At 62.0% G+C, this 23,556-nt stretch carries 19 protein-coding genes; 12 read left to right on the plus strand and 7 right to left on the minus strand.

Annotated features, from left to right (window positions below):
- Nucleotides 1-77 precede the first annotated feature (77 nt).
- From xylF to AO356_RS28550, 5 genes are all read left to right on the plus strand, one after another.
- Nucleotides 78-1,079 (plus strand): D-xylose ABC transporter substrate-binding protein, encoded by a 1,002-nt coding sequence (xylF, locus tag AO356_RS28530; RefSeq protein WP_025213958.1) that lies wholly within the window; start codon nucleotides 78-80, stop codon nucleotides 1,077-1,079.
- 183 nt (nucleotides 1,080-1,262) lie between these two features.
- Nucleotides 1,263-2,819, plus strand: coding sequence for a D-xylose ABC transporter ATP-binding protein (xylG, locus tag AO356_RS28535; protein ID WP_060742686.1), 1,557 nt, complete (start codon nucleotides 1,263-1,265; stop codon nucleotides 2,817-2,819).
- The gene (locus AO356_RS28540; RefSeq protein ID WP_060742687.1) at nucleotides 2,820-3,956 is read left to right on the plus strand and encodes a sugar ABC transporter permease; all 1,137 of its coding nucleotides are present in this window, start codon (nucleotides 2,820-2,822) and stop codon (nucleotides 3,954-3,956) included.
- A gap of 19 nt (nucleotides 3,957-3,975) precedes the next feature.
- Complete coding sequence (locus AO356_RS28545) at nucleotides 3,976-5,115, plus strand: epoxide hydrolase family protein (protein ID WP_060742688.1); 1,140 nt, start codon at nucleotides 3,976-3,978, stop codon at nucleotides 5,113-5,115.
- A gap of 626 nt (nucleotides 5,116-5,741) precedes the next feature.
- A complete protein-coding gene (locus tag AO356_RS28550) occupies nucleotides 5,742-6,017 on the plus strand; it encodes a hypothetical protein (protein ID WP_060742689.1) in 276 nt (91 codons plus the stop codon).
- A gap of 302 nt (nucleotides 6,018-6,319) precedes the next feature.
- On the opposite strand, the gene uxuA is transcribed toward AO356_RS28550, so the two are convergent.
- The 6 genes from uxuA to AO356_RS28580 all read right to left on the minus strand — a co-directional run bounded on the left by uxuA (nucleotide 6,320) and on the right by AO356_RS28580 (nucleotide 13,657).
- Nucleotides 6,320-7,495 carry a mannonate dehydratase gene (gene uxuA / locus AO356_RS28555; RefSeq protein ID WP_060742690.1) on the minus strand — a complete coding sequence of 392 codons (1,176 nt, stop codon included), beginning with the start codon at nucleotides 7,493-7,495 and terminating at the stop codon, nucleotides 6,320-6,322.
- Between the two features lie 13 nt (nucleotides 7,496-7,508).
- A complete protein-coding gene (locus AO356_RS28560) occupies nucleotides 7,509-8,966 on the minus strand; it encodes a mannitol dehydrogenase family protein (protein ID WP_060742691.1) in 1,458 nt (485 codons plus the stop codon).
- Nucleotides 8,967-8,983: 17 nt separating this feature from the next.
- Nucleotides 8,984-10,276 carry an MFS transporter gene (locus AO356_RS28565; RefSeq protein ID WP_060742692.1) on the minus strand — a complete coding sequence of 431 codons (1,293 nt, stop codon included), beginning with the start codon at nucleotides 10,274-10,276 and terminating at the stop codon, nucleotides 8,984-8,986.
- Nucleotides 10,277-10,354: 78 nt separating this feature from the next.
- Nucleotides 10,355-11,386: a Zn-dependent oxidoreductase gene (locus AO356_RS28570; RefSeq protein WP_060742693.1), complete on the minus strand. Its 1,032-nt coding sequence runs from the start codon at nucleotides 11,384-11,386 to the stop codon at nucleotides 10,355-10,357.
- A 53-nt stretch (nucleotides 11,387-11,439) separates the two neighbouring features.
- The gene (manD, locus tag AO356_RS28575; protein ID WP_060742694.1) at nucleotides 11,440-12,651 is read right to left on the minus strand and encodes a D-mannonate dehydratase ManD; all 1,212 of its coding nucleotides are present in this window, start codon (nucleotides 12,649-12,651) and stop codon (nucleotides 11,440-11,442) included.
- 4 nt (nucleotides 12,652-12,655) lie between these two features.
- The gene (locus AO356_RS28580; RefSeq protein ID WP_060743233.1) at nucleotides 12,656-13,657 is read right to left on the minus strand and encodes a sugar kinase; all 1,002 of its coding nucleotides are present in this window, start codon (nucleotides 13,655-13,657) and stop codon (nucleotides 12,656-12,658) included.
- A gap of 153 nt (nucleotides 13,658-13,810) precedes the next feature.
- Here AO356_RS28580 and kdgR point away from each other — a divergent pair, with 153 nt between their 5' ends.
- On the plus strand, nucleotides 13,811-14,593 hold the full coding sequence (gene kdgR, locus AO356_RS28585; protein ID WP_060742695.1) for a DNA-binding transcriptional regulator KdgR: 783 nt from the start codon (nucleotides 13,811-13,813) through the stop codon (nucleotides 14,591-14,593).
- Nucleotides 14,594-14,992: 399 nt separating this feature from the next.
- Here kdgR and AO356_RS28590 read toward each other — a convergent pair whose 3' ends face one another.
- Nucleotides 14,993-16,549, minus strand: coding sequence for a carbohydrate porin (locus tag AO356_RS28590; RefSeq protein ID WP_060742696.1), 1,557 nt, complete (start codon nucleotides 16,547-16,549; stop codon nucleotides 14,993-14,995).
- A 170-nt stretch (nucleotides 16,550-16,719) separates the two neighbouring features.
- On the opposite strand from AO356_RS28590, the gene AO356_RS28595 reads away from it, so the two are divergent.
- The 6 genes from AO356_RS28595 (at nucleotide 16,720) to AO356_RS28620 (ending at nucleotide 23,556) form a co-directional block, all read left to right on the plus strand.
- Nucleotides 16,720-17,994, plus strand: coding sequence for an ABC transporter substrate-binding protein (locus AO356_RS28595; RefSeq protein WP_060742697.1), 1,275 nt, complete (start codon nucleotides 16,720-16,722; stop codon nucleotides 17,992-17,994).
- 21 nt (nucleotides 17,995-18,015) lie between these two features.
- Nucleotides 18,016-18,978 (plus strand): carbohydrate ABC transporter permease, encoded by a 963-nt coding sequence (locus AO356_RS28600; RefSeq protein WP_060742698.1) that lies wholly within the window; start codon nucleotides 18,016-18,018, stop codon nucleotides 18,976-18,978.
- Complete coding sequence (locus AO356_RS28605; RefSeq protein ID WP_060742699.1) at nucleotides 18,975-19,817, plus strand: carbohydrate ABC transporter permease; 843 nt, start codon at nucleotides 18,975-18,977, stop codon at nucleotides 19,815-19,817. Before AO356_RS28600 ends, AO356_RS28605 begins: the two co-directional genes overlap by 4 nt.
- A gap of 32 nt (nucleotides 19,818-19,849) precedes the next feature.
- Nucleotides 19,850-20,989, plus strand: a complete 1,140-nt coding sequence (locus tag AO356_RS28610) for an ABC transporter ATP-binding protein (RefSeq protein WP_060742700.1) — start codon at nucleotides 19,850-19,852, stop codon at nucleotides 20,987-20,989.
- Entirely contained in the window at nucleotides 20,986-22,488 is a 1,503-nt protein-coding gene (locus tag AO356_RS28615; protein WP_060742701.1) for a glycoside hydrolase family 32 protein, read from the plus strand. Before AO356_RS28610 ends, AO356_RS28615 begins: the two co-directional genes overlap by 4 nt.
- A 75-nt stretch (nucleotides 22,489-22,563) precedes the next feature.
- Nucleotides 22,564-23,556, plus strand: a complete 993-nt coding sequence (locus tag AO356_RS28620; RefSeq protein WP_060742702.1) for a LacI family DNA-binding transcriptional regulator — start codon at nucleotides 22,564-22,566, stop codon at nucleotides 23,554-23,556.

Here is a 23,556-nt window from a genome sequence, read left to right on the forward strand (position 1 = left end):
AACGCTCTACAGTTCTACCCGGTATCACGCTCATCGTCAGGCAGTGTCTTTCAAACAACAATAAAAGGACGCACTACATGAAAACATTCAAACGTACCCTGCTCGCCGGCGCCCTCGCCCTGCTCTCGCTTCCGGTCATGGCCGATGCGGCCCATCCGAAAATCGGTTTCTCCATCGATGACCTGCGCCTGGAACGCTGGTCGCGGGACCGTGACTACTTCGTCGCGGCGGCGGAAAAACTCGACGCCAAGGTCTTCGTCCAGTCCGCCGATGCCAACGAGCAGAAGCAGATCTCGCAGATCGAAAACCTGATCTCCCGTGGCGTCGATGTGATCGTCATCGTGCCGTTCAACGCCACCGTGCTGACCAACGCCGTCGCCGAAGCCAAGAAGGCCGGGATCAAGGTCGTGTCCTACGATCGACTGATCCTCAATGCCGATATCGACGCCTACATTTCCTTCGATAACGAAAAGGTCGGCGAGATGCAGGCCAGTGGCGTGCTGAAAGCCGCGCCCAAGGGCAATTACTTCCTGCTCGGTGGCGCGCCCACGGACAATAACGCCAAGGTCCTGCGCGAAGGCCAGATGAAAGTCCTGCAACCGGCCATCGACAAGGGTGACATCAAAATTGTCGGCCAGCAGTGGGTGAAGGAATGGAACCCCACCGAAGCCTTGAGCATCGTGGAAAACGCCCTGACCCGGAACAACAACAAGATCGATGGCATCGTCGCCTCCAACGACGCCACCGCCGGCGGCGCCATCCAGGCCCTGGCCGCACAGAAAATGGCCGGCAAGGTGCCGATCTCGGGCCAGGACGCCGACCTCGCGGCGGTCAAGCGCGTGATCGATGGCACCCAGACCATGACCGTCTACAAGCCACTGAAACTGATTGCCTCCGAAGCCGCCAAGCTCTCGGTGCAACTGGCGCGTAACGAGAAACCGACCTTCAGCTCGCAATACGACAATGGCAGCAAGAAAGTCGACACCATCCTGCTCACCCCTACGCCGTTGACCAAGGACAACATCGACCTGCTGGAAAAGGACGGGTTCTATACCAAGGCGCAGATCGCCGGGCAGTGACCTGGGTGCACATCCTGGGTTAAGCAAAGTCCCTGTGGGAGCGAGCTTGTTCGCGATGGCGGCAGCCCATCCAATATGGGTGCAAGCTGAAACACCGCTATCGCGAGCAAGCTCGCTCCCACAGGGGGCTGATTGACTTCAGGGTTCCTGCGTATGTGTGAGCCCACTCTCATGAGTCCTGCCATGTCCGACTACCTGCTGCAAATGAACGGCATCGTCAAAACCTTTGGTGGTGTCAAAGCCCTGAACGGCATCGATATCAAGGTCAGGCCCGGGGAATGCGTCGGCCTGTGCGGTGAAAACGGCGCGGGCAAATCCACGCTGATGAAAGTGTTGTCGGCGGTCTATCCCCACGGCACCTGGGAAGGCGAGATCATTTGGGACGGCCAGCCGCTCAAGGCGCAGTCCATCAGCGAAACCGAAGCCGCCGGGATCGTCATCATTCACCAGGAACTGACCCTCGTCCCCGACCTGTCGGTGGCGGAAAACATTTTCATGGGCCACGAGCTGACGCTGCCCGGCGGGCGCATGAACTACCCGGCGATGATCCACCGCGCCGAAGCCTTGATGCGTGAACTCAAGGTCCCGGACATGAACGTGTCGCTGCCGGTTTCCCAGTACGGCGGTGGCTACCAGCAATTGGTGGAGATCGCCAAGGCACTGAACAAGCAGGCACGGCTGCTGATCCTCGACGAGCCCTCCTCGGCCCTGACCCGCTCGGAAATCGAGGTGCTGCTGGACATCATCCGCGACCTCAAGGCCAAGGGCGTTGCCTGCGTGTACATCTCCCACAAGCTCGATGAAGTGGCCGCCGTGTGCGACACCATTTCGGTGATCCGCGACGGCAAACACATCGCCACCACCGCCATGACCGACATGGACATTCCGAAGATCATCACCCAGATGGTCGGACGGGAAATGAGCAACCTCTACCCCACCGAACCCCATGACATCGGCGAGGTGATTTTCGAGGCGCGCCACGTCACCTGCTACGACGTCGACAACCCCAGGCGCAAACGGGTCGACGATATTTCCTTCGTCCTCAAGCGCGGGGAAATCCTTGGCATCGCCGGACTGGTCGGCGCCGGGCGTACGGAACTGGTCTCGGCGCTGTTCGGCGCCTACCCCGGCCGCTACGAAGGCGAAGTCTGGCTCAACGGCCAGCAAATCGACACGCGCACGCCGCTCAAGTCGATCCGCGCCGGCCTGTGCATGGTCCCCGAAGACCGCAAGCGCCAAGGCATCATTCCAGACCTCGGAGTGGGCCAGAACATCACCCTGGCGGTGCTGGACAACTACTCGAAACTGACCCGCATCGACGCCGAAGCCGAACTGGGCAGCATCGACAAAGAAATCGCGCGCATGCACCTCAAGACCGCGAGCCCGTTCCTGCCGATCACCAGCCTCTCCGGCGGCAACCAGCAAAAAGCCGTGTTGGCGAAAATGCTCCTGACCAAACCCCGCGTGCTGATCCTCGACGAACCGACCCGCGGCGTGGACGTCGGCGCCAAGTATGAGATCTACAAGCTGATGGGCGCCCTGGCGGCCGAAGGCGTGTCGATCATCATGGTGTCCTCGGAGCTGGCCGAGGTGCTGGGGGTCTCCGACCGCGTCCTGGTGATCGGCGACGGCCAGTTGCGCGGCGACTTCATCAACCACGAACTCACCCAGGAACAGGTGCTCGCCGCCGCGCTCAGCCATCCCGATGGCCATAACAATAATGATCGGAAGTCCGCGTAGATGAATCAGGTCAAACAGCTGTTTTCCCGCTACAAAATGCTCGCGCTGGTGATCGCCGTGGCGCTGATCTGGCTGTTCTTCAGTTGGCAGACCGAGGGTGGGTTCGTAACCCCACGCAACCTCTCCAACCTGCTGCGGCAGATGTCCATCACCGGGATTCTCGCCTGTGGCATGGTGCTGGTGATCATCAGCGGCGAGATCGATCTGTCGGTGGGCTCGCTGCTTGGGCTGCTGGGGGGGCTGGCGGCGATCCTCGATGTGGTTTATCACGTCCCGCTGCTGGCGAACTTGAGCCTGGTGGCCTTGTGCGGTCTGGTGATCGGCTTGGGCAACGGCTACATGACCGCCTACCTGCGTATTCCATCGTTCATTGTCGGGCTGGGGGGCATGCTCGCGTTTCGTGGCGTCCTGCTGGGGGTGACCGGCGGCACCACCATTGCCCCGGTGTCACCGGAGCTGGTCTACGTCGGCCAGGGTTATTTGCCGCACACGGTCGGGACCGGGCTTGGCATCCTGCTGTTCGCCCTGACCTTGTTCCTGACCTGGAAACAGCGGCGCAACCGCGCCCTCCATGGCCTGGCGGCTCACTCCCTGGTGCGTGACGTGTTGCGCGTGGTGGTGATCGGCGCGGTGCTGGCCGGGTTCGTCTATACCCTCAACAGCTACGACGGCATCCCGGTACCGGTGCTGCTCCTGCTGATCCTGCTGGGGGTGTTCAGCTACGTCACCAGCCAGACCGTATTCGGCCGACGCGTCTACTCGGTGGGCAGCAACATGGAAGCCACGCGCCTGTCCGGCATCAACGTGCAAGCGGTGAAGCTGTGGATCTTCGGCATCATGGGCGTGATGTGCGCCCTCGCCGGCGTGGTCAACACCGCACGCCTGGCCGCCGGCTCACCCTCGGCCGGCAACATGGGCGAACTCGACGCCATCGCCGCCTGCTTCATCGGCGGCACCTCCATGCGCGGCGGTTCCGGCACCGTCTACGGCGCCCTCCTCGGCGCGCTGGTGATCACCAGCCTGGACAACGGCATGTCGATGCTCGACGTCGACAGTTATTGGCAGATGATCGTCAAAGGCAGCATTCTGGTGCTGGCGGTGTGGGTGGATGTGAGTACGCGGACGGGGCGGCGTTAATAATCAGGGGACAGCAAGCATGATCATCGAACCGTTCGCCATCGATATCCCTGAAGGCGCCCTTGAAGACCTTCGGCACCGCCTGTTGAACACAAGGTTGCCTGAGCCCTTGGCCGACCAAGGCTGGAGCGAAGGCATGGACCTGGATGTGCTTCGGGCGCTTCTCGCACATTGGTCGACCGCGTTCGATTGGCGCGCTCAGGAAGCAGCGTTGAATCGCTTGCCGCAATTTGTCGCCGACATCGGTGGGCAAAGGGTGCACTTCATTCATCAACGTGGCGTCGGGCCGAGTCCGAGACCGTTGATCCTTACCCATGGCTGGCCCGGCTCGTTCATCGAAATGCAGCGCATCATCCCGCTGCTGACGGACCCGGCCCGCCATGGGGGTGATCCTGCGGACGCTTTCGATGTGGTGGTGCCGTCGCTGCCCGGCTACACCTTTTCCGCACCGTTCCAGCAATCCGGCATGGGGCCCTATGAAGTGGCGGGCTTGTGGAGTGAGTTGATGAGCGGGCTGGGTTATGAACGGTTCGGCGCCCAGGGCGGGGACATTGGCGCGGGCGTTTCGATGTGGTTGGGCGTGCGTTATCCCGAGCGGGTGACAGGCATTCACCTCAACTATATTCCGGGTTCCTATCGCCCTCCCCTGGGCGAAAACGCGCCAGCGCTGACCGAGGTAGAAACGGCCTTCCTGCAACGCGCGGCGGCATTTGCCGATGCCGAAGGCGCCTACGGGCACATTCAGCGAACCAAACCCCAGAGCCTGGCGGTAGGCCTGAATGACTCCCCGGCTGGGCTATTGGCGTGGATGGGGGAAAAGATCCTGTCCTGGTGTGATGACAGCCCCGCGATTGACCGAGATTGGTTACTGACCAATGTGACGCTGTACTGGCTGACGCACTGTATCGGCTCGTCGTTTCGCCAATACGTGGAGGGCAGCAAGCGGCCGTTGCAGTTCAACAGCGGCGAACGTTTGAAGCCGCCGGTTGGAGTGGCGCTGTTTCCTAGGGAGCTGCCCATGCCACCACGGAGCTGGGTGGAGCGTTGCTGCGAGGTGAAACGCTGGACCGAGATGCCTCGGGGTGGTCACTTTGCCGCGTTGGAACAGCCGGCGTTGTTGGCGGAGGATATCAGGGCGTTTTTCCGGGACTGTCGCTAGAAAAGTCCGAAAAAACTCACCTCAAGCCTCCTGTGGGAGCAAGGCTTGCCCGCGATGAAGATGACGCGGTCTTCCGGGGAAACGAGGCGCCTGCATCGCGAGCAAGCTTTGCTCCCACAGAAATCCGCGCACATCAGTGCTAGCGGCAAGAGGCGGTCCGAAAATCCCGTAGGAATTTACACCCTGTGGCGAGGGAGCTTGCTCCCGCTGGGGCGCGAAGCGGCCCCAAAACAGGCGCCTCTTTTCTCCAGGTACTGCGCAGGCGCCGGTTTTGCGACTGCTGCGCAGCCGAGCGGGAGCAAGCTCCCTCGCCACGGGGTGCGGGGCGTCCTACAGGCCGGTTGTGGGTACCGGGATCGACTTCTATCGTTGGGTTCGTCGCTGGCTTTGGTCAGTGGCTGGGTTTCGCAGCCCGACAGATACGGTAGCAACCAAGCATCATAAAAGTGACAATGAGCGCCTTTGGCGTTCGACGTCATCTTATGGTGGCTGTGTGTGGGAGATCTTCGGGTCTGCCGGGTTCCTTCGTATCCTCGGTCTGCGAACCCACGCGCAGCTACCACCCATTCGTTTCGCAGCGGATCGAAGTAGCTTTTTCTTGATACGAAGAATGAGTAACTATTGCCATGAATCAACGCGATCAACGCTTCACACCTCTCACCCAAACCGCCACCACCCACCCCGTCCTGCTGATCGACACCCACGCCCCACTGCCCGAACTCCATGCCTGTGCCAGCGAACGCCTGCACGCCACGCTCGACTACCTGACCTTGGTGGCGTGCAGCAGCCTGCGTGATTCGGCAACGAACGACATCAACACCCTCACCAATGTCGCTCGGATCCTGGTGCAGGATGTGGCGGATGTGTTCGGCGTGATCGAGCGGCGCGGGCTCGAAGGCTGAGCCATTGTGGGAGCGAGCTTGCTCGCGATGGCGGTGGCACAGTCAATATCTTTGCAGGCTGACATATCGCTTCGCGAGCAAGCTCGCTCCCACAGGGAATGGCGTTAGCCCGAGAATTTCTCAGGCGTTTACCTCCCGTGGCGAGGGAGCTTGCTCCCGCTGGGTTGCGTAGCGACCCCAAGCTGATTGAATGGGATCGATCTGATGCACCGAGGTGCCGGGTTTTAGGGCTGCTGCGCAGCCCAGCGGGAGCAAGCTCCCTCGCCACAGGTGTTAACCGCCCCCACCCAAACAGGGCTTATCTAGCCTAGTTGTCGACGCACGGCCAGTTCCACGCCGCGGATTTCCGCCAGGCCCTTGAGGCGGCCGATCAGTGAGTAGCCGGGATTGCTCTTGCGATGCTGATCGTCAAGCAGTTGATGCCCATGGTCTGGACGCAGCGGCAAGCGCGGGCCGCCTTCGCGTTCACGTCGGCGCTCTTCAGCCACCAAGGCGCCGATGACTCCGACCATGTCGACGTCGCCGTCCAGGTGATGGGCTTCATGGAAGCTGCGTGGGTCGGTTTCCCGGCGGGTTGAACGCAGGTGAGTGAAGTAGATGAACGGAGCAAAGTGCTTGGCCATCGCCACCAGGTCGTTGTCTTCGCGCACACCATAGGAACCGGTGCAGAACGTCAGGCCATTGGCCGGGCTTGGCGCGGCATCCAGCAGCCATTGGGCGTCTTCGGCGGTGGACAGGATACGTGGCAAGCCGAGCAGTGCCCGGGGCGGGTCGTCCGGGTGGATTGCCATGCGCACACCCACCGCCTCGGCAACCGGGATCACCGCACGCAGGAAGTACCCCAGGTGTTCGCGCAACTTGGCCTCGTCGATGTCGGCGTAGGTGCGCAGCAAGTCACGGAAGTTGTCCAGGCTGTAGTGTTCCTCGGCGCCGGGCAAGCCAGCAATCAGGGTATTGACCAGGGTTTCGCGCCGGGCCGGCGTCAGTTGTTCGAAGTAGGCCTTGGCCTGCTGGATGTCCTCGGCGCTGTATTCGGCCTGCGCTCCCGGGCGCTGGAGGATGAACAGGTCGAAGGCGGCGAACGCGGTTTGATCGAAACGCAAGGCCCAGCCGCCATCCGCCAGTTCGAAAGACAAATCGGTTCGGGTCCAGTCCAGCACCGGCATGAAGTTGTAGCAGACGATATCGATGCCGCAGCTCGCCAGGTTGCGCACACTTTGCTGGTAGTTGGCGATGTACTCGTCGCGCCGCCCGCAGCCGCGCTTGATGTCTTCGTGCACCGGAATGCTTTCCACCACCGACCAGCTCAGGCCGGCCGCTTCGATCAGTTGTTTGCGCGCCGCGATGGCATCTACCGGCCATACTTCGCCATTGGGAATCTCGTGCAGCGCGGTGACGATGCCGGTCGCACCGGTCTGGCGAATGTCCGCCAGGGAAATCGGGTCTTTGGGGCCAAACCAACGCCATGTCTGTTCCATGTTCTTCTCCTTTTTATCGTTTGGATGCGGCAAGGGTGTGCAACAGGCTATCCACGCCATCGCGCGTCAGGGCGCTGTAGGCGTGGTGCACGGCGTCGCGAAATACTGCGCGAGCCGAGAGCCGCGGCGGGAAGACTTCGTGCAGGTCGAGAACCGCGTCCACCCGCGATGCGCCCTCGAATCGTCCGGCAAGATCGGCAAAGGTTGCGCTCAGTGGGTCGTCGACCACGTGCGCCGGACGACCGGGCAACGGCTGCGTGCAGTAGTGGATCCATGCCGCGATGCCCAGCGCCGTACAATCAATGCCGCGCCCCTGGTCGAGCAATTGCTGCGCGCCGAGCAACCAGCGTTGCGGCAGTTTCTGCGAACCGTCCATGGCAATCTGCCGCAGCCGATGTTGCAGGCTGTCATTGGCAAACCGTGCCTTTAGATCGTGGGCATAGACCGAAAGGTCGATACCCGCAGGCATGTCCAGCGTGGGCGCCGCCTCGTCGGCCATGTAGCGTCCGATCAGGTGCAGCAGGTTCGCGTCACTGACGGCCTCGAACACCGTGTCGTGACCGACCAGCAGCCCCACATAGGCCAGCAACGAATGGCTGCCATTGAGCATGCGCAACTTCATCGTTTCGAACGGGCCCACGTCGTCCACCATCTGCACCCCCTCCACTTCCCAGTCCGGGCGGCCAAGGGGGAAGTGATCTTCGATCACCCACTGGCTGAAACTTTCACAGACCACTGCCGCCGGGTCATGACAGTCCAGTTGCTCCAGCCGGCGGAAGGACTCGCCGTCCATCGCAGGCACGATGCGGTCGACCATGCAGCTGGGAAACGCCACCTGTTGCTCGACCCACTGCGCCAGCGCCTCATCCTGCAACGCCGCCAGCGCGCTGACTGCCTGGCGGGTGCGCTGGCCGTTGTCGGGCATGTTGTCACAGCACAACACAGTGAAGGCCGGGACACCCGCGGCGCGGCGCCGGCGCAGGGCTTCCAGAACGATCCCGGGGGCCGAGCGCGGCGCTTGCGGATGAGCGAGGTCATGGGCAATCGCCGGATCTTCGCTGCGCAGTTGGCCCGAGGACGGGCTCAGGCAATAACCCTTTTCAGTGACCGTGAGCGTGACGATCCGCGTCTGCGGCGCCGCCATGCGCATCAGCAACTGCTCCAGGTCAGGACCGCCCTCGCCCACATACAAGGCCTGGCGCAGCACCCCGATCTCGCGCAGCGTCACTTGTTCGCAGTCGCGGTATTCGGCCACATGGTAGCGACCGTCCTGCTCGCGCAATTGCTCGACCAGGGTGCGATTGGAACGCAGGTTGGCGCTGCACACGCCCCAGTCGCTTTCACCGTGGCGATTGAGATGGCGTTGCAGGTAGACCGCCTGGTGCGCGCGATGGAACGCGCCCAGGCCCAGGTGCACGATACCGATCTGCGCTGCAGTGCCGGTGCAAGGTACACGTTTCACAACAGGCATCGACTCACTCCTTCTGTTCAGGAACGGCCCAGGGCCGAAACCGGCTGCGGGCTTTGTGCCGCCGCGTTGCCGGTATCCGCCACCGACAGCGGTTTAACGTAGCGCGCGACACACACGGCACCGATCACGGTCAACAGCCCCGCCAGCAGGAAAGCACTGGTGAACGAACCGGTGAACTGCACCAAAAACCCCGTCAGGGTCGGGCCGACAATGCCCGAGGTATTCGCCAGAAAGTGCATGAAACCACTGACGCCGCCCACCCGCGCCGCCGGAACGGTGTCCTGGATGATCGCCCAATAGATGGCACCGGTGAGGTAAAGGAAAAACACCGCCAAGGCGACGAGGATCACCGCTGGATACAAGGTAGTCACCATCCCGGCACAGGCGATGCAGACAGCACAGGCCAGCAGGCACGTCACCAGCACCACTTTACGGGAGAACATCATCCGCCCGGTTTTCTTGAACACGAAGTCGGAGATGAAGCCGCCCAGGGCCAGGCCGAGGAAACCCAGGACCCAGGGAATGACCGTGGCGATGCTCATGTCCTTGACGTTCAAGCCGTGGGCCATGGTCAGGTAGCTGGGGAACCAGGTCAGGAAGAAGAACAAGGTGTAGTTATAGGAAAAGAACGCCAGGGAGGTGAACAGCACCGTCGGCTGCTTGAGGTAGAACCGCAAAGGGAACACCGGTTGTGCCGCCAGCTCGCCCTGCCCCTCGGCTCGGAGAATATCCTCGGCACCCTCGCCTTCGGGCCGTTCCTTGACGAACTTGAACCACACCGCCGCCCAGACCAGGCCGATCAGCATGATGATAATGAACGAGATCTTCCAGCCGTAGGTGACGGCGATAAAACCCACCACCGGACCGGAAATCGCCCCACCCAGCGGCGTGCCGGACATTGATGCGCCAATCGCCCGCGCCCTGCGCTTGGGGGTGTACCAGTTGTTCACCATCTTGCTGGTGGTGACGCTCAGCGGTCCTTCGCCCATGCCGAACAGGATCCGGATGAGCACCAGCGAAGCGAAGCCCACTGTCAGCACCGTGAGGCCGCTGAACAATGACCACAAGACCATGGCCAGCAGCAAGGTGGTCTTGGCGCCGTAACGGTCGGCGGCCCAGCCACCGATGAAGTTGAAGGCCGCATAGCCGACGAAAAAGCTGCTGAAGATCATGCCCATCTCACCCGTACTCAGACCGTAGTCCTTCTGGATGAAAGGTGCCGCCACAGACAATGCCGACCGGTCGAGGTAATTGATGACCCCAGCCAGGAACAGCATGATGATGATTAAGCTACGTCCTTGACCAAACATGGTGGAACCTCCCGCTTGTTGTGTTTATTCGGTGAGGGTGCCCATGACAGGCACGGTGAAACCGGTGGTACCGACGGCTCAGTGATGGGCGTTCGTCAGCTCCACCAGCACTTTTCGGGTTTGCTCGGGGTGCTTTTCGATCAGGTCGATGGCGCCGGGCATTTCGTCGAAGCTGACGCGATGACTGATCAGGTCCTGGACTTGCAACTTGCCGCTGGCGATCAATTCGATCACCCGGGGGAATTTGCGGTTGTTGAGCCGCGACCCCACCAGGGTCAGTTCCTTCTTGATCATTTCCAGCTGCACCAGATCACTGGGCGTGGCATTGAAGCCCAGCAACCCGATACGCCCAGCCGGCGAGGCCAGGCGCACCATCTGCGGCATCAGTGCCGGAATGCAGGCGGCATCGACAATCAACGGCACGCCCTCGCCTTGGGTCAGCTCACGCATGACGGCTTCGACATCGACTTGCTGGCCGTTGAGGGTCCGGCTGGCGCCCAGCGCCCGGGCCGTCTCCAGGCGGCTGTCGATGACATCGGTGACGGTAATGTCGGTCAATCCCAACGCCCGGGCCATTTGCACCAGGGTCAGGCCGATTACCCCGGCGCCATAGATCAACACGCTGTCGCCAGGGTGCGGTTGCATGCGATCGAGCACGTTCAGGGCAATGGAATAAGGCTCGACCAGAGCGCCGTGGCTGAGGGACATCGCGTCGGGCAGGCGGTGGGCGTTTTCGGCCGGTACGCAGACCTGCTCGCTGAAGCCACCGTCGCGGTGCACGCCGATCACTTGCAGCCGCGTGCAGACATTGGGCCGGCCAATGCGGCAGGGATAGCAGGTGCCGCAACTGATCACCGGATCGATGCACACCCGGTCGCCCACCTGCAGGTGCTCGACGCCTTCACCGACTTGCCGGATCACCCCGGAAAACTCATGGCCGGTGACACGGGGGAACCGCACGAATGCGTTCTGCCCATGAATGATGTGCATGTCCGAGCCACAGATGCCGGCATACGCCACATCGACCTGGACCTCGCCGTGGGCGACCTGGGGTTGGTCGACCTGGGCCAGCCCGAACTCGAAGGGTGCTCTTACCTGGAACGCTTTCATCAGTCACTCCTGACGGGGCATTCGCCCCGTTTCCTCAAAGGGTTGAAACCGCTTCACCAATGCCAGAGCGTGCCGTCTTCGAGACGGTTGACCGGCAGGCTGGCGCGCTTGTAGGGGTATTGGCGGGCAAGGTCTTCATCGATGTCGACGCCATGCCCCGGGGTTTCGCCCGGCGTGAAGTGGCCGTCCTCGAAGCGATAGGCATGGGGGAAGACTTCATCGATGCGGTCTTCGTGAGGCATGTGTTCCTGGATACCGAAGTTGGGCACCCACGTATCGAAATGCAGGGCCGCGCCCATGCACACCGGCGACAGGTCGGTGGCGCCGTGAAAACCCGTGCGCACCTGGAACAGCGCGGCGAAATCGGCAATGCGCCGCACATGGGTAATGCCGCCGGCATGCACCAGCGTCGTGCGGATGTAGTCGATCAACTGTTCCTGGATCAACTCGCGGCAGTCATGGATGGAATTGAACACCTCGCCCACGGCCAACGGCGTGGTGGTGTGCTGGCGAATCAGGCGGAAGCTCTGCTGGTTTTCCGCCGGTGTGCAGTCTTCCAGCCAGAACAGGTTGTACGGTTCCACGGCCTTACCCAGGCGTCCGGCTTCGATGGGCGTCAGGCGGTGGTGCACGTCGTGGAGGATATGCAGGTCATCACCAAAACGTTCGCGCACGGCGGCGAACAGCTTGGGGACGTAGTTGAGGTATTTGGCGGTGTCCCAGACGTGTTCGGCGGGCAGGTCGCTGTCGGCCGGTTCATAACGCTCGCCGCTGCGCTTGGCGACACCGTAGGTGGTGGCAATGCCGGGCACGCCGCATTGCACACGCACGGCCTTATAGCCCAGCTCGACGTGACGGGCGACTTCGTCCAGGCACCCTTCGATGTCCTTGCCGGTGGCATGCCCATAGACCATCACCCGCTCGCGGCTCTTGCCGCCAAGCAATTGGTACAAGGGCATGTTCGCGGCCTTGGCCTTGATGTCCCAGAGCGCCACGTCGACGGCGGCGATGGCCGTCATGGTCACCGGTCCCCGGCGCCAGTACGCGCCGCGATACAGGTACTGCCAGATGTCCTCGATACGGTGGGCATCGCGGCCGATCAGCGCGGGCAGGACGTGTTCCTCCAGGTAGGCGACGACCGCCAGTTCGCGGCCATTCAAGGTTGCATCGCCAATGCCGTAGAGGCCCTCATCGGTGACGATTTTCAACGTGACCAGGTTGCGCCCCGGGCAGGTAACGATGACGCGCGCTTCAACGATTTTCATAAAATCAGACCTGTGCAACAGAAGGAAGTGAGGACGCGCCCATGTTCGGCATGGCCGCCTGGGGAATCAGCGCGCCCCGGTATTGGACGACCTGGGCCGCCAGGCGATGCCCCCAGCGGGCGGCCTGTTGGGGATCGCCGCCGCGCAGGCGACAGGCCAGGTAGGCGGCGCTGAACGAATCACCGGCAGCGGTGGTGTCGACGACATGGGAAACGGTTTGCGCGGGCACCTCGAAACGCCCTGTCGGGCACTGGATCAAGCAGCTGGCGGCGCCACGCTTGAGGGCGACTTCGCGTACTCCCACCTGGGCGTAGGCACTGAACAAGGCGTCCGGGTCGCGATAGCCGAACAGGGCCACGTCATCTTCCCAGGTGAGCAGGGCCAGGTCGGTCAGCTGCAACAGGTCGCGGTAGACCTGCCGGGCCGATTCAGGATCGAGCCAGAGGTGGGGACGGTAGTTGTTGTCGAAGACGATGCGCGTGCCCGCTCGACGAGCCCTGGGCAGGGCCTGGATCAAGCGTTGGCGCCCTTCCGGTGTGAGGATCGCCAGGCTGATGCCGCTCAGGTAGACGTAGTCGTAATCGGCCAGTGCATCGAGCATGACGTCGGCCTCGGGGCCCTCGAACATGCGCCGCGCCGCCGCTTCCCCGCGCCAGTAGAGGAAACGCCGCTCGCCGTGTGGATCGGTCTGGATGAAATACAGCCCCGGCAGCGCGTCTTCGATCACGCGGACATGAGCATCACCAATCCCCTCTTCCAGCCAGGACCGGCGCATGGCGACGCTGAACGCATCGCTGCCCACGGCCGTCATGTAGTCCACGGCCACTGCGCCATGGGGATTCAATCGGGCCAGGTAGACCGCGGTGTTGAGCGTATCGCCACCGAAGGTCTGCGTGATCGCGGTACCCGGCTCACCGCGCATCTCGATCATGCACTCTCCCACCAGCGCCACTTTCAGCGGGCGGGCGAAGCGGGCCTGCGGGCCATGGTTGAGCGTTAAATCCATAATCAACGCGCCTTTCTTGTTTTTAAAACGGCGTTTCATTTTTATCTCAAGGCCCGAGTCTAGTCAGATTTCCGGCCTCGTCAAGCAAAAATGAAACAGCGTTTTGTTCTGCTTGCGTATATCCTTGGGTTTTACTTTCACGTTGGAGCCTTCATGGACAACAGCGTCATTCCCAACAACGATCTGGTGTCGGCGGTGGGCCGGACCATGGCCGTGCTCGAGGCACTGGCCGAGCATCCGGAAGAAAGCGGCGTGTCGGAAATCGCCACCAAACTGGACATGTCCAAGGCCACGGTCTATCGCTTCCTGCAGTCGCTCAAGGCCCGAGGGTATGTGGTGCAGGACGCCGAGGATCGCTATCGCCTCAGCGTCCGGCTGTTCGAACTGGGCGCCCAGGCCCTGCCCCACCTGGACATCGTCCGGGAAGCGGAGCCCGGGATGCGCAGGATCAACGAGCTGACCGGCGAGACCGTCCACCTGGGGATTCTCGACGAAGGCAGCATCGTCTACGTGCACAAGATCGACTCCAAGTACAACCTGCGCATGTACTCGCGGATCGGTCGACGGGCGCCGTTGTACTGCACCGGCATCGGCAAGGTGCTGATGGCCTGGCTCGAAGAAGACGAGTTGCTCGCCCACCTGGCACAGGAAAGCTTCGAGCGTCGCACGGCCAATACCCTGACCAGCGCCGAGGCGTATCTGCAGGAACTGGAGACCGTTCGCCAGCAAGGCTATGCCGAGGACCATGAAGAGTTCGAGGACAACATGCGTTGCCTGGCGGCACCGATCCGCGACCGTTTCGGCCATGTGATCGGCGGAATGAGTGTTTCATTTCCGTGCTTTCGCTTCAGGGAAGAGTTGAAGCAGGACTACGTCAAGCAACTGATGCAAGCCACCCAACAGATCTCAAGCCAGTTGGGCTGGCATACACGTTAATCGCAAAAGCCGTGGGCAAAACTGTGGGAGCGAGCTTGCTCGCGATGACGTCAACCCATCCAACATCGCTGCAAACTGATCCTCCGCTATCGCGAGCAAGCTCGCTCCCACAGAGGATGGGTAGTGACTGCGAAGTCTGTGAACGACCCGGCAAAACTGTGGGAGCGAGCTTGCTCGCGATGACGTCATCACATCCAACATCGCTGCAAACTGGTCCTCCGCTATCGCGAGCAAGCTCGCTCCCACAGAGGATGGGTGGTGACTGCGAAGTCTGTGAACGCCCGGCAAAACTGTGGGAGCGAGCTTGCTCGCGATGACAGCGGCACATCCAACACCTGTCCAGGCTGATCCTCCGCTATCGCGAGCAAGCCCGCTCCCACAGGTCTCGACTGACTGGTGTCAGAACCAGGTTTCCATCTGGAGGCCATACTGCCAGGTGCCACCGGCGTTGAAGTCCGTCTTGCCGAAGGCGTCTGTGGAGCTGTACCTGTCCAGGTCCGACGACCAATTCATGACGCTGGCGAACAGACGCAGTTCAGGGCGCGTAAGCAGATCGCCCAAGTCGGGCTTGAAGGTCGGGGCCACCGTGAACTTCCAGAAGTTACCGTCGACCGCATTGCGTTGCAGGTAGCCCTTGGGGTCGAGCTGCATGGTTTGCCAACTCATCTCGTAGGCCATCTCGAAATTGCTGTTGATTTCGTTGGCCAAGCGCACGTTCAGGGTCATCCAACGGTAGTCGTCGCCCTTGACGTAGCGATCCTTGCTTCGCTCGGCCAGCAGGCTCGGGCCGATGCGCCAGTCGGAGGCCAGGGGCGTTTCGCCGTACAGTGCCACACGCAGAGCCCGGGCATCGTCGATCAATTCGCCATCGGCGCCGACGTTCTTGACCTCAGCCCCCAACCCCTGCCCATAGAGCAGCGCTGTCTTGAAGAAGCCTTCGCGACCGAAAAAGGTTTTCTGGTGATTGGCGACCATGCTGTGCAAACCGGAGTCGGCCGGCGCCAGGCCCGCTTCATTGGTGCGAGTGCCGAAGTCGTTTTTCTTCGAGCCTATGGCGTTGAACATCCACTGCCACTGCCCGCCGTCGAAAAACTGGTTGGACGTCAGGATGTAGCTTTCCACATCGGCATTGACCCCGCCCTCGCTGAAATCCCCGTAGTTACGCCCGATCAACGAGTAGTTCGAGCGCCAGTCCTTGGTCATCTGCATGTCGTAGATGCCACCCCCGGTGCCGGCCAGATAGACCACGTCGGAGTCCAGCCAGTGGATGTCGAAATTGTCCCTGTCGAAGCGCTTGCCAGCCCACAAGGTGGAATGTTCGAACATCGAGTTGCCCTTGAATGCCGCGAGGTGATCGAGTTCGGTGAACACCTGGCGCACGTTCAGATTGCTTTCCTCGGCAGTCCAGTCGTTGGAGCTTTCTACGCCATCGGCGATGGACACCGTGAATTTGGAGCGGGTGCCGTTCTGCGCGTACAGCTCTTTCGACAGGTCGATGCGCATGTAGGTGTCGTCCTCGTTACCGAGTCGCCCCACGGCGCCGCCGACAGAACCGGCCGGGGTGGTGTACGGACCGCCGCGTCCGCCACCCAACCCATCGTTGATCAGCAACCCGGAGCGGGCGTAGCCCTTGAAGCTGAAGCCGTCAGTGAGGTGGGCGCTACCGCCCTGCTTTTCCGTGCTTTGCTGGCGGGCTTCGAGTTTTGCCAGGCGGGCATCGAGCGTGGGTGTCGCAACGGCGGACACGGTCGGTTGCGCGGCGGGGGTGGCGAGTTTGATTTGCTGCAGTTCCCTGGCGAGTGCCTGGGTTTGTTGTTCGGCGGCGGCTGCACGCTTTTCCGCTGCGCTGGCACGGGCTTCGAACGCCGCCATGCGCTCTTCCAGAGTCGCAGCCTGAGAGTTGGCCGCCGAGGCGCCGAGCACGCTTGCGAGGAGCCAGCTTGATGCTTTCTGCATGTGGATTTTCCCTGTTTTGTTTTTATTGTTCTGTTGCCGCGACCCGCCTTTTCCACCCAGGTTCTGAATTGTCAAAACAGAGGAAAAAAAGGATGCCTCATCGCAAATACGCTGCTACATTTGGCGATGTTAACGTTAACTTTTCTAAAAACAAAAATAAAGAGGGCTTTATGAAACAGCTCAAATCGCTCCTTCCAGCGGCGCTGCTCGGCCTTTGCGTCGGGTTTCCAGCCCTGTCGACTGCCGCCAACCTGACGATTTCCTGTGGTGCCGTGGGTGCCGAATTGCAACTGTGCAAAGAGGCCGTCGAAGCGTGGTCGAAGCAGACCGGCAACAGTGTCGAAGTGGTTTCCACACCTAACTCGGCGACCGAGCGGTTGTCGTTCTACCAGCAGATCCTCAGTGCGCAATCCAGCGACATCGACATCATCCAGATCGACATGGTGTGGCCGGGAATGTTGGCCAAACACTTGCTGGACTTGCGCCAGGTGCTTGCGGCCGACGCCACCCAGGGGTATTTCCAGGCCCAGGTGGATAACGCCACGGTGAACGGGCGCCTGGTGACCATGCCGTGGTTCACCGATTCGGGGTTGCTGTATTACCGCAAGGACTTGCTCGAGAAATACAACAAGCCCGTGCCCCAGACCTGGGAAGAAATGACGACCACCGCCAGGACTGTCCAGCAGGCGGAGCGCGCTGCCGGGAACGCCAATGCCTGGGGTTATATATTCCAGGGACGCGCCTACGAAGGCCTGACGTGCAATGCCCTGGAGTGGATCAGCAGCCAACCGCAAGGCGGGCTGGTCAACGCCCAAGGCGATATCGTGGTCAACAGCCAGGCGTCACGGGCGGCGTTGACCCTGGCCAAAAGCTGGGTCGGAGACATCGCCCCCCGTGGCGTGCTCAATTACACCGAGGAAGAAGGACGCGGCGTCTTCCAGTCGGGCAATGCGCTGTTCATGCGTAACTGGCCTTATGTCTGGGCCCTGGTGCAAAGCCAGGACAGCGCCGTCAAAGACAAGGTCGGCGTCGCGCCCCTGCCCCGTGGCGGCGCGACGGGTACTCACGCGTCCACCCTCGGCGGCTGGGGCCTGGCGGTGTCGCGCTACAGCGCCAACCCCAAGCTTGCCGCGGAACTGGTGAGCTACTTGAGCAGCGCCCAACAACAGAAACATCGTGCCCTGGTCGGCGCCTACAACCCGGTGATCGAATCGCTCTACCAGGATCCCGAGTTGCTCGCGGCCATGCCTTACTACAGCCAACTGCACAGCATTCTCAACGACGGGGTCATGCGCCCCGCCTCGATCACTGCCGACCGCTATCCACGGGTCTCCAATGCCTTCTTCGATCAAGTGCACGGCGTGCTGGCGGGCGAGCGACCGGTGGATCAGGCCCTGGCCGAGCTGGAAAGCGAACTCACGCGGATCAAACGCCGGAACTGGTAAGCCACAAGGAAGGAAATCACCATGTCTGTCTCCACCACACTCGTCCCCGACGACGAGTACCTGCCCGCCCGGGAAACGCCGGTACAACGCCGTCGCGTTCGCGCCGCCTGGCTGTTCCTGACCCCGATGCTGCTGTGCCTGGCGCTGGTGGCGGCCTGGCCGCTGTTGCGTACATTCTGGTTCAGCCTGACCGACGCCAGCCTCGCCGATACGGGGGATGCAACCTTTGTCGGCTTGAGCAATTATCTGTTCCACAGCAGTGCCGGTTGGTCAGGCCTGCTCGTCGATCCACAGTGGTGGAATGCGGTGCGCAACACCTTGCATTTCACCGTGGTGTCGGTGGGGCTGGAAATCGTCCTGGGGCTGCTGGTGGCGTTGCTGCTCAACGTCCGGTTCAGCGGACGCGCCCTGGTGCGGGCGTTGATCCTGATTCCCTGGGCGATCCCGACCATCGTCTCGGCGAAAATCTGGTCATGGATGCTCAACGACCAGTTCGGCATCATCAATCACCTGATGCTCGGCCTCGGCCTGATCGACGCGCCCCTGGCCTGGACCGCCGACGCGGACCTGTCGATGTGGGCGGTGATCATCGTCGACGTCTGGAAGACCGTGCCTTTCGTCACCCTGCTGATGCTGGCAGCCTTGCAGATGCTGCCCAGCGATTGCTACGAAGCCGCCAGGGTCGATGGCATTCACCCAGTGAAAGTGTTCTGGCGGGTCACCCTGCCACTGCTGATGCCGGCCTTGCTGGTGGCGGCGATCTTCCGGATCCTCGATTCCCTGCGGGTCTTCGACGTCATCTATGTGTTGACCTCGAACTCGTCGAGCACCATGAGCATGTCGGTCTATGCCCGCCAGCACTTGGTGGAATTCCAGGACGTCGGTTACGGCAGCGCCGCCTCGACCTTGCTGTTCCTGGTCGTCGCGGTGATCGCCATGGTTTATCTGTACCTCGGACGCCGTCAGCTGGAGGTCCGCTCATGAGCCCGCGCCTACTGAAAAAAGCCCTGTTGCGCCTCGGGTTCTGGTGCCTGATCGCTATCTTGCTGGTGTATGCGGTCTTCCCTTTCTACTACGCCATCGTAACGTCGCTGAAACCGTCCAGCGCCTTGTTCCAGGTGAGTTACTGGATCGACCAGCCCGACTTCTCCAACTACGCCGCCGTGCTCAACCAGGCCTCGTTCCTGCGGGCTATCGGCAACTCGCTGGTGGTTGCGCTGTGCGTGGTCGCGCTGGCGCTGTTCCTCAGCCTGACCGCCGCCTATGCCTTGGGCCGGGTGAAGTTTCGCGGGCGCGGTCCGGTGTTGATGATGGTCCTGGGCGTCTCGATGTTTCCCCAAGTCGCGGTGCTGTCGGGGTTGTTCGAAGTGATCCGTGCTCTGGGCCTGTACAACACCTCCTGGGCGTTGATCCTGAGCTACACGATTTTCACCCTGCCCTTCACCGTCTGGGTGCTGACCACCTTCATGGGGCAACTGCCTCATGAGCTGGAAGAGGCCGCCATCATGGACGGTGCGTCACCTTGGGTCACGTTGACCCGCGTGCTGTTGCCGCTGCTCTGGCCGGCACTGGTCACCACCGGCCTTCTGGCCTTCATCGCCGCATGGAACGAGTTCCTCTTTGCCCTGACCTTCACCCTGACCGACTCGCAACGCACGGTTCCAGTCGCCATCGCGCTGATTTCCGGCGGCAGTCCCCATGAGCTGCCTTGGGGCCTGTTGATGGCGGCGTCGGTGCTGGTCACGGTGCCCTTGGTGATTCTGGTGCTGATCTTCCAGCGCCGCATTGTTTCCGGCCTCACTGCCGGTGCGTTAAAGGGTTGAGGCCCAACACAGACAAAAAAAGGAACAGCATCGTGATCAAGTTGAAGCTGGACAACGTGAACAAACAATTGGGCGGCGCACGCATTCTTCGCGACGTCAGCCTGGAAATCTCGGCAGGCGAATTCGTGGTCTTCGTCGGCCCTTCGGGCTGTGGAAAGTCGACCCTGCTGCGGCTGATCGCCGGGCTGGATTCGATCTGTGGCGGCGACCTGCTGATCGACGGACGCCGGGTCAACGACCTGGAGCCGCGCGAGCGTGGCGTCGGCATGGTGTTCCAGTCCTATGCGCTGTACCCGCACATGAGCGTCTACGACAACATCAGCTTTGGCCTCAAGCTGGCCAAGACCGAAAAGACCAGTCTGCGCGAGCGGGTGCTGAAAACCGCGCAGATCCTGCAATTGGACAAACTGCTGCAACGCAAGCCACGGGAACTGTCGGGCGGCCAGCGCCAGCGCGTGGCCATGGGCCGGGCCATGGCGCGGGAGCCGGACATTCTGTTGTTCGACGAGCCACTGTCCAACCTCGACGCGTCCCTGCGCGTGCAGATGCGCAACGAAATCGCCCGGCTGCATGGGCGCTTGGGCTCGACCATGATCTACGTGACCCACGACCAGGTTGAAGCGATGACCCTGGCCGACAAGATTGTCGTGCTCAATGGCGGCCGCATCGAGCAGGTCGGCTCGCCACGGGAACTCTATGAGCGTCCGGCCAGCCGCTTTGTCGCCGGTTTCCTGGGCTCACCCAGGATGAATTTCCTTGCCGCGTTCCTGCATACGCCAGGCGAAACCAGCCAGGTTGAAAGCCTGGTGCTGGGCATGACGTCCCTGCCCTTCGACAGCTCGGGGCTGGCGGCGAATACGCAACTGAGCCTGGGGATTCGTCCGGAACATATCGCCCTCAAGGCGGCCCAGGGAACGGCCGGCATCGCGGTGAGCGGGGTCGAATACCTGGGAAGTGAAACCTATGTGCACCTCGACACCGGCCAGGACGACCCCATGGTCTGTCGTTGTGAGGTCAACGCCGGATGGCGAGTGGGCGATCGGGTCGAACTGCAACTGGATATCGACAATCTGCATGTGTTCGACACACACGGCACGGCGTTGCAGCGCCACGCCATCGACCGCCTGCCCGATGACGTCGCCCTGCGCCCGGCCCATGCGGGCGCCCTATGACTTTATCCTTGAATAGCCTGAGCAATCCGATGCCCGCCTCTCTTGAACATGCGCAGCAGGCCCTGCGTGATGGCCTGTCTCGCCTGATCCACGACTATCGACCCGACTATCATCTGGCCCCGCCAACGGGCTGGATGAACGACCCTAACGGGGTGGTGTTTTTTCGGGGCGAGTACCACGTGTTCTACCAACACCACCCCTTCGACGCCAAATGGGGCCCGATGTACTGGGGCCACGCCAAGAGCGCCGACCTGGTTCATTGGCAACATCTGCCCATTGCCCTGGCACCGGGCGACGATTTCGACCGCGACGGCTGTTTTTCCGGTAGCGCGGTGGTGTGTGGCGACACCCTGGCGCTGATCTACACCGGGCACACCTGGCTGGGAGAGGTGGGTGACGAACGCCTGATCCGCCAGGTCCAGTGCCTGGCCACCAGTGTCGACGGTGTCCGCTTCGTCAAGCATGGCGCCGTTATCGAGGACGCGCCGCAAGCGGCGATCATGCACTTTCGCGACCCCAAGGTCTGGCAGGAGGATGGTTATTGGTACCTGATTGCCGGGGCGCGCCTGGGCGACACGCCGCTGCTGCCGCTGTATCGCTCCACGGACCTGCGCGCCTGGGAATTTCTCGATTACGTGTCCAGGGGTACTGACGGCGACGGCTACATGTGGGAATGCCCGGACCTGTTTCGCCTCGACGGGCGCGACGTACTGCTGTACTCCCCCCAAGGCATGCAACCGGCGGGGTACGAACGGCTCAACAAGTATCAGACCGGTTATCGCATTGGCCACCTCGACAGCGAATGGCACTTCAGCGGCGGGCCGTTCATCGAGCTGGATAACGGCCACGATTTCTATGCCGCGCAAACCTTGGTGGCCGCTGATGGCCGGCGCCTGGTGTGGGCCTGGCTGGACATGTGGGAAAGCCCGATGCCGAGCCAGGCCCATCACTGGTGCGGCATGCTCGGTTTGCCACGGGAGCTGGAACTGCAGGGCGATCGCCTCGGCGTGTTTCCGGCGCGGGAACTGGTTGCGCTGCGCCAGGCACCGTTGCCGAGCATTGCGCCGTGGGGCGAGTCGGGCAGCCGCTGGGTACCGCAAGTGAGTGGCGACCGACTGGAGATCCATGTGCATCTGGACCTGCTCGATTGCACCGAAGGTCACTTGGGCATTGCCTTGCGCTGCAGTGCCGATGAGCAGGAACAGACCCTGCTGTATTACGACGCGTCACTGCGACGCCTGGTGCTCGATCGCAGCCGCTCGGGTGCGCAAGTGAGCGGCCAGCGCAGCGTGCCGATAGAGCCGGCGCAGACGCAACTGCACCTGCGGGTGTTTCTCGATCGTTCCTCCATCGAGGTGTTTGAGCAAAGCGGCCGCTTCAGCCTCAGCAGTCGGCTCTATCCGCGGCCCGACAGCCTCGGGGTGAAGCTGTTGGCGAGCGGGACGGGCGGGCACGTCGCCATTTCCAACGCCTGGCCCCTGGCCTCGGGTTGGCTGTGAGTCGCGTCATTCGAGTCGCGAGAAGCCCGGGCGCTGTGTCATGATTCTGCGTCAACCTGACTGGCCGCACTTCGCATGACTTCCGTGAAAGACGTTGCACAGCTGGCCGGCGTATCCCTGATGACGGTTTCGCGCGCGCTCAACACGCCGGAAAAACTGAGCCCCGAAACCCTTCAGCGGGTACGCCGCGCCATCGATGAACTGCAATTCGTACCGAGCCTGTCGGCGCGCAGGATGCGCGGCGACAACTTGCAGGCGCGCACCATCGGTGTGTTCGCCCTGGACACCGCGACCACGCCGTTCGCCGTCGAGTTGCTGCTGTCCATCGAACAGACCGCGCAGCAGGCTGGCTGGAACGTCTTCATCCTCAACCTGCTGAGCAACCCGCCCACCGACCAGAACATCGACCTGATGCTGTCGCATCGCCCCGACGGGTTGATCTTCAGTGCCATGGGGTTGCGCCAGGTGAGCATTCCCGAGCGACTCAAGAGCAAGCCGCTGGTACTCGCCAATTGCCTGGCCGATGACAGCCAACTGGTCAGCTACGTGCCGGATGATGAAGCCGGGCAGTACCGCGCCGTGCATCATGCCTTGAGCCAAGGCTATCGGCGCCCGCTGTGTATCAACTTGCCCAGGAAAAGTGTCGCCTGGAATCTGCGCCAACAAGGTCTGCAACGCGCCTGCCAGGCATTCGGGCTGGCGCCTGAAGCACTCCTGCAATACGACCTTTCCGATCACGATGCCTACGGTGAAACCGCCGCCATTCTCGACCGGCATATCGTCGACGGCCGTCCGCAATTCGACATCCTGGTCTGCGGCAACGACCGCATCGCCTTCTGCGCCTATCAACTGCTGTTGGGTCGCGGCTTGAAAATCCCTGATGATGTCGCAGTGCTGGGCTATGACAACATGATCGGCATCGCCGAACTGTTCATGCCGCCGCTGACCACGGTCCAACTGCCCTACTACGAGATCGGTCGCCAGGCGGCCCGGCACCTGATCGAGACTCTCGAACTGACGGGCGCCCAGCCGGTGGATTGCCCAATGGTGGTCAGGGCGTCGCTGTAA

The organism is Pseudomonas fluorescens (assembly GCF_001307275.1).
GTDB classification, from domain to species: Bacteria; Pseudomonadota; Gammaproteobacteria; order Pseudomonadales; family Pseudomonadaceae; genus Aquipseudomonas; species Aquipseudomonas fluorescens_AA.

Bases quoted from the DNA above. Each gene is read 5' to 3' on its own strand.
- AO356_RS28590 (WP_060742696.1), bottom strand. From the start codon at position 16,549: ATGCAGAAAGCATCAAGCTGGCTCCTCGCAAGCGTGCTCGGCGCCTCG.
- uxuA (WP_060742690.1), bottom strand. From the start codon at position 7,495: ATGGAACAGACATGGCGTTGGTTTGGCCCCAAAGACCCGATTTCCCTG.
- AO356_RS28605 (WP_060742699.1), top strand. From the start codon at position 18,975: ATGAGCCCGCGCCTACTGAAAAAAGCCCTGTTGCGCCTCGGGTTCTGG.
- AO356_RS28565 (WP_060742692.1), bottom strand. From the start codon at position 10,276: ATGTTTGGTCAAGGACGTAGCTTAATCATCATCATGCTGTTCCTGGCT.
- AO356_RS28615 (WP_060742701.1), top strand. From the start codon at position 20,986: ATGACTTTATCCTTGAATAGCCTGAGCAATCCGATGCCCGCCTCTCTT.
- AO356_RS28620 (WP_060742702.1), top strand. From the start codon at position 22,564: ATGACTTCCGTGAAAGACGTTGCACAGCTGGCCGGCGTATCCCTGATG.
- xylF (WP_025213958.1), top strand. From the start codon at position 78: ATGAAAACATTCAAACGTACCCTGCTCGCCGGCGCCCTCGCCCTGCTC.
- xylG (WP_060742686.1), top strand. From the start codon at position 1,263: ATGTCCGACTACCTGCTGCAAATGAACGGCATCGTCAAAACCTTTGGT.
- AO356_RS28570 (WP_060742693.1), bottom strand. From the start codon at position 11,386: ATGAAAGCGTTCCAGGTAAGAGCACCCTTCGAGTTCGGGCTGGCCCAG.
- kdgR (WP_060742695.1), top strand. From the start codon at position 13,811: ATGGACAACAGCGTCATTCCCAACAACGATCTGGTGTCGGCGGTGGGC.
- AO356_RS28545 (WP_060742688.1), top strand. From the start codon at position 3,976: ATGATCATCGAACCGTTCGCCATCGATATCCCTGAAGGCGCCCTTGAA.
- AO356_RS28595 (WP_060742697.1), top strand. From the start codon at position 16,720: ATGAAACAGCTCAAATCGCTCCTTCCAGCGGCGCTGCTCGGCCTTTGC.
- AO356_RS28580 (WP_060743233.1), bottom strand. From the start codon at position 13,657: ATGGATTTAACGCTCAACCATGGCCCGCAGGCCCGCTTCGCCCGCCCG.
- AO356_RS28550 (WP_060742689.1), top strand. From the start codon at position 5,742: ATGAATCAACGCGATCAACGCTTCACACCTCTCACCCAAACCGCCACC.
- AO356_RS28600 (WP_060742698.1), top strand. From the start codon at position 18,016: ATGTCTGTCTCCACCACACTCGTCCCCGACGACGAGTACCTGCCCGCC.
- AO356_RS28540 (WP_060742687.1), top strand. From the start codon at position 2,820: ATGAATCAGGTCAAACAGCTGTTTTCCCGCTACAAAATGCTCGCGCTG.
- manD (WP_060742694.1), bottom strand. From the start codon at position 12,651: ATGAAAATCGTTGAAGCGCGCGTCATCGTTACCTGCCCGGGGCGCAAC.
- AO356_RS28560 (WP_060742691.1), bottom strand. From the start codon at position 8,966: ATGCCTGTTGTGAAACGTGTACCTTGCACCGGCACTGCAGCGCAGATC.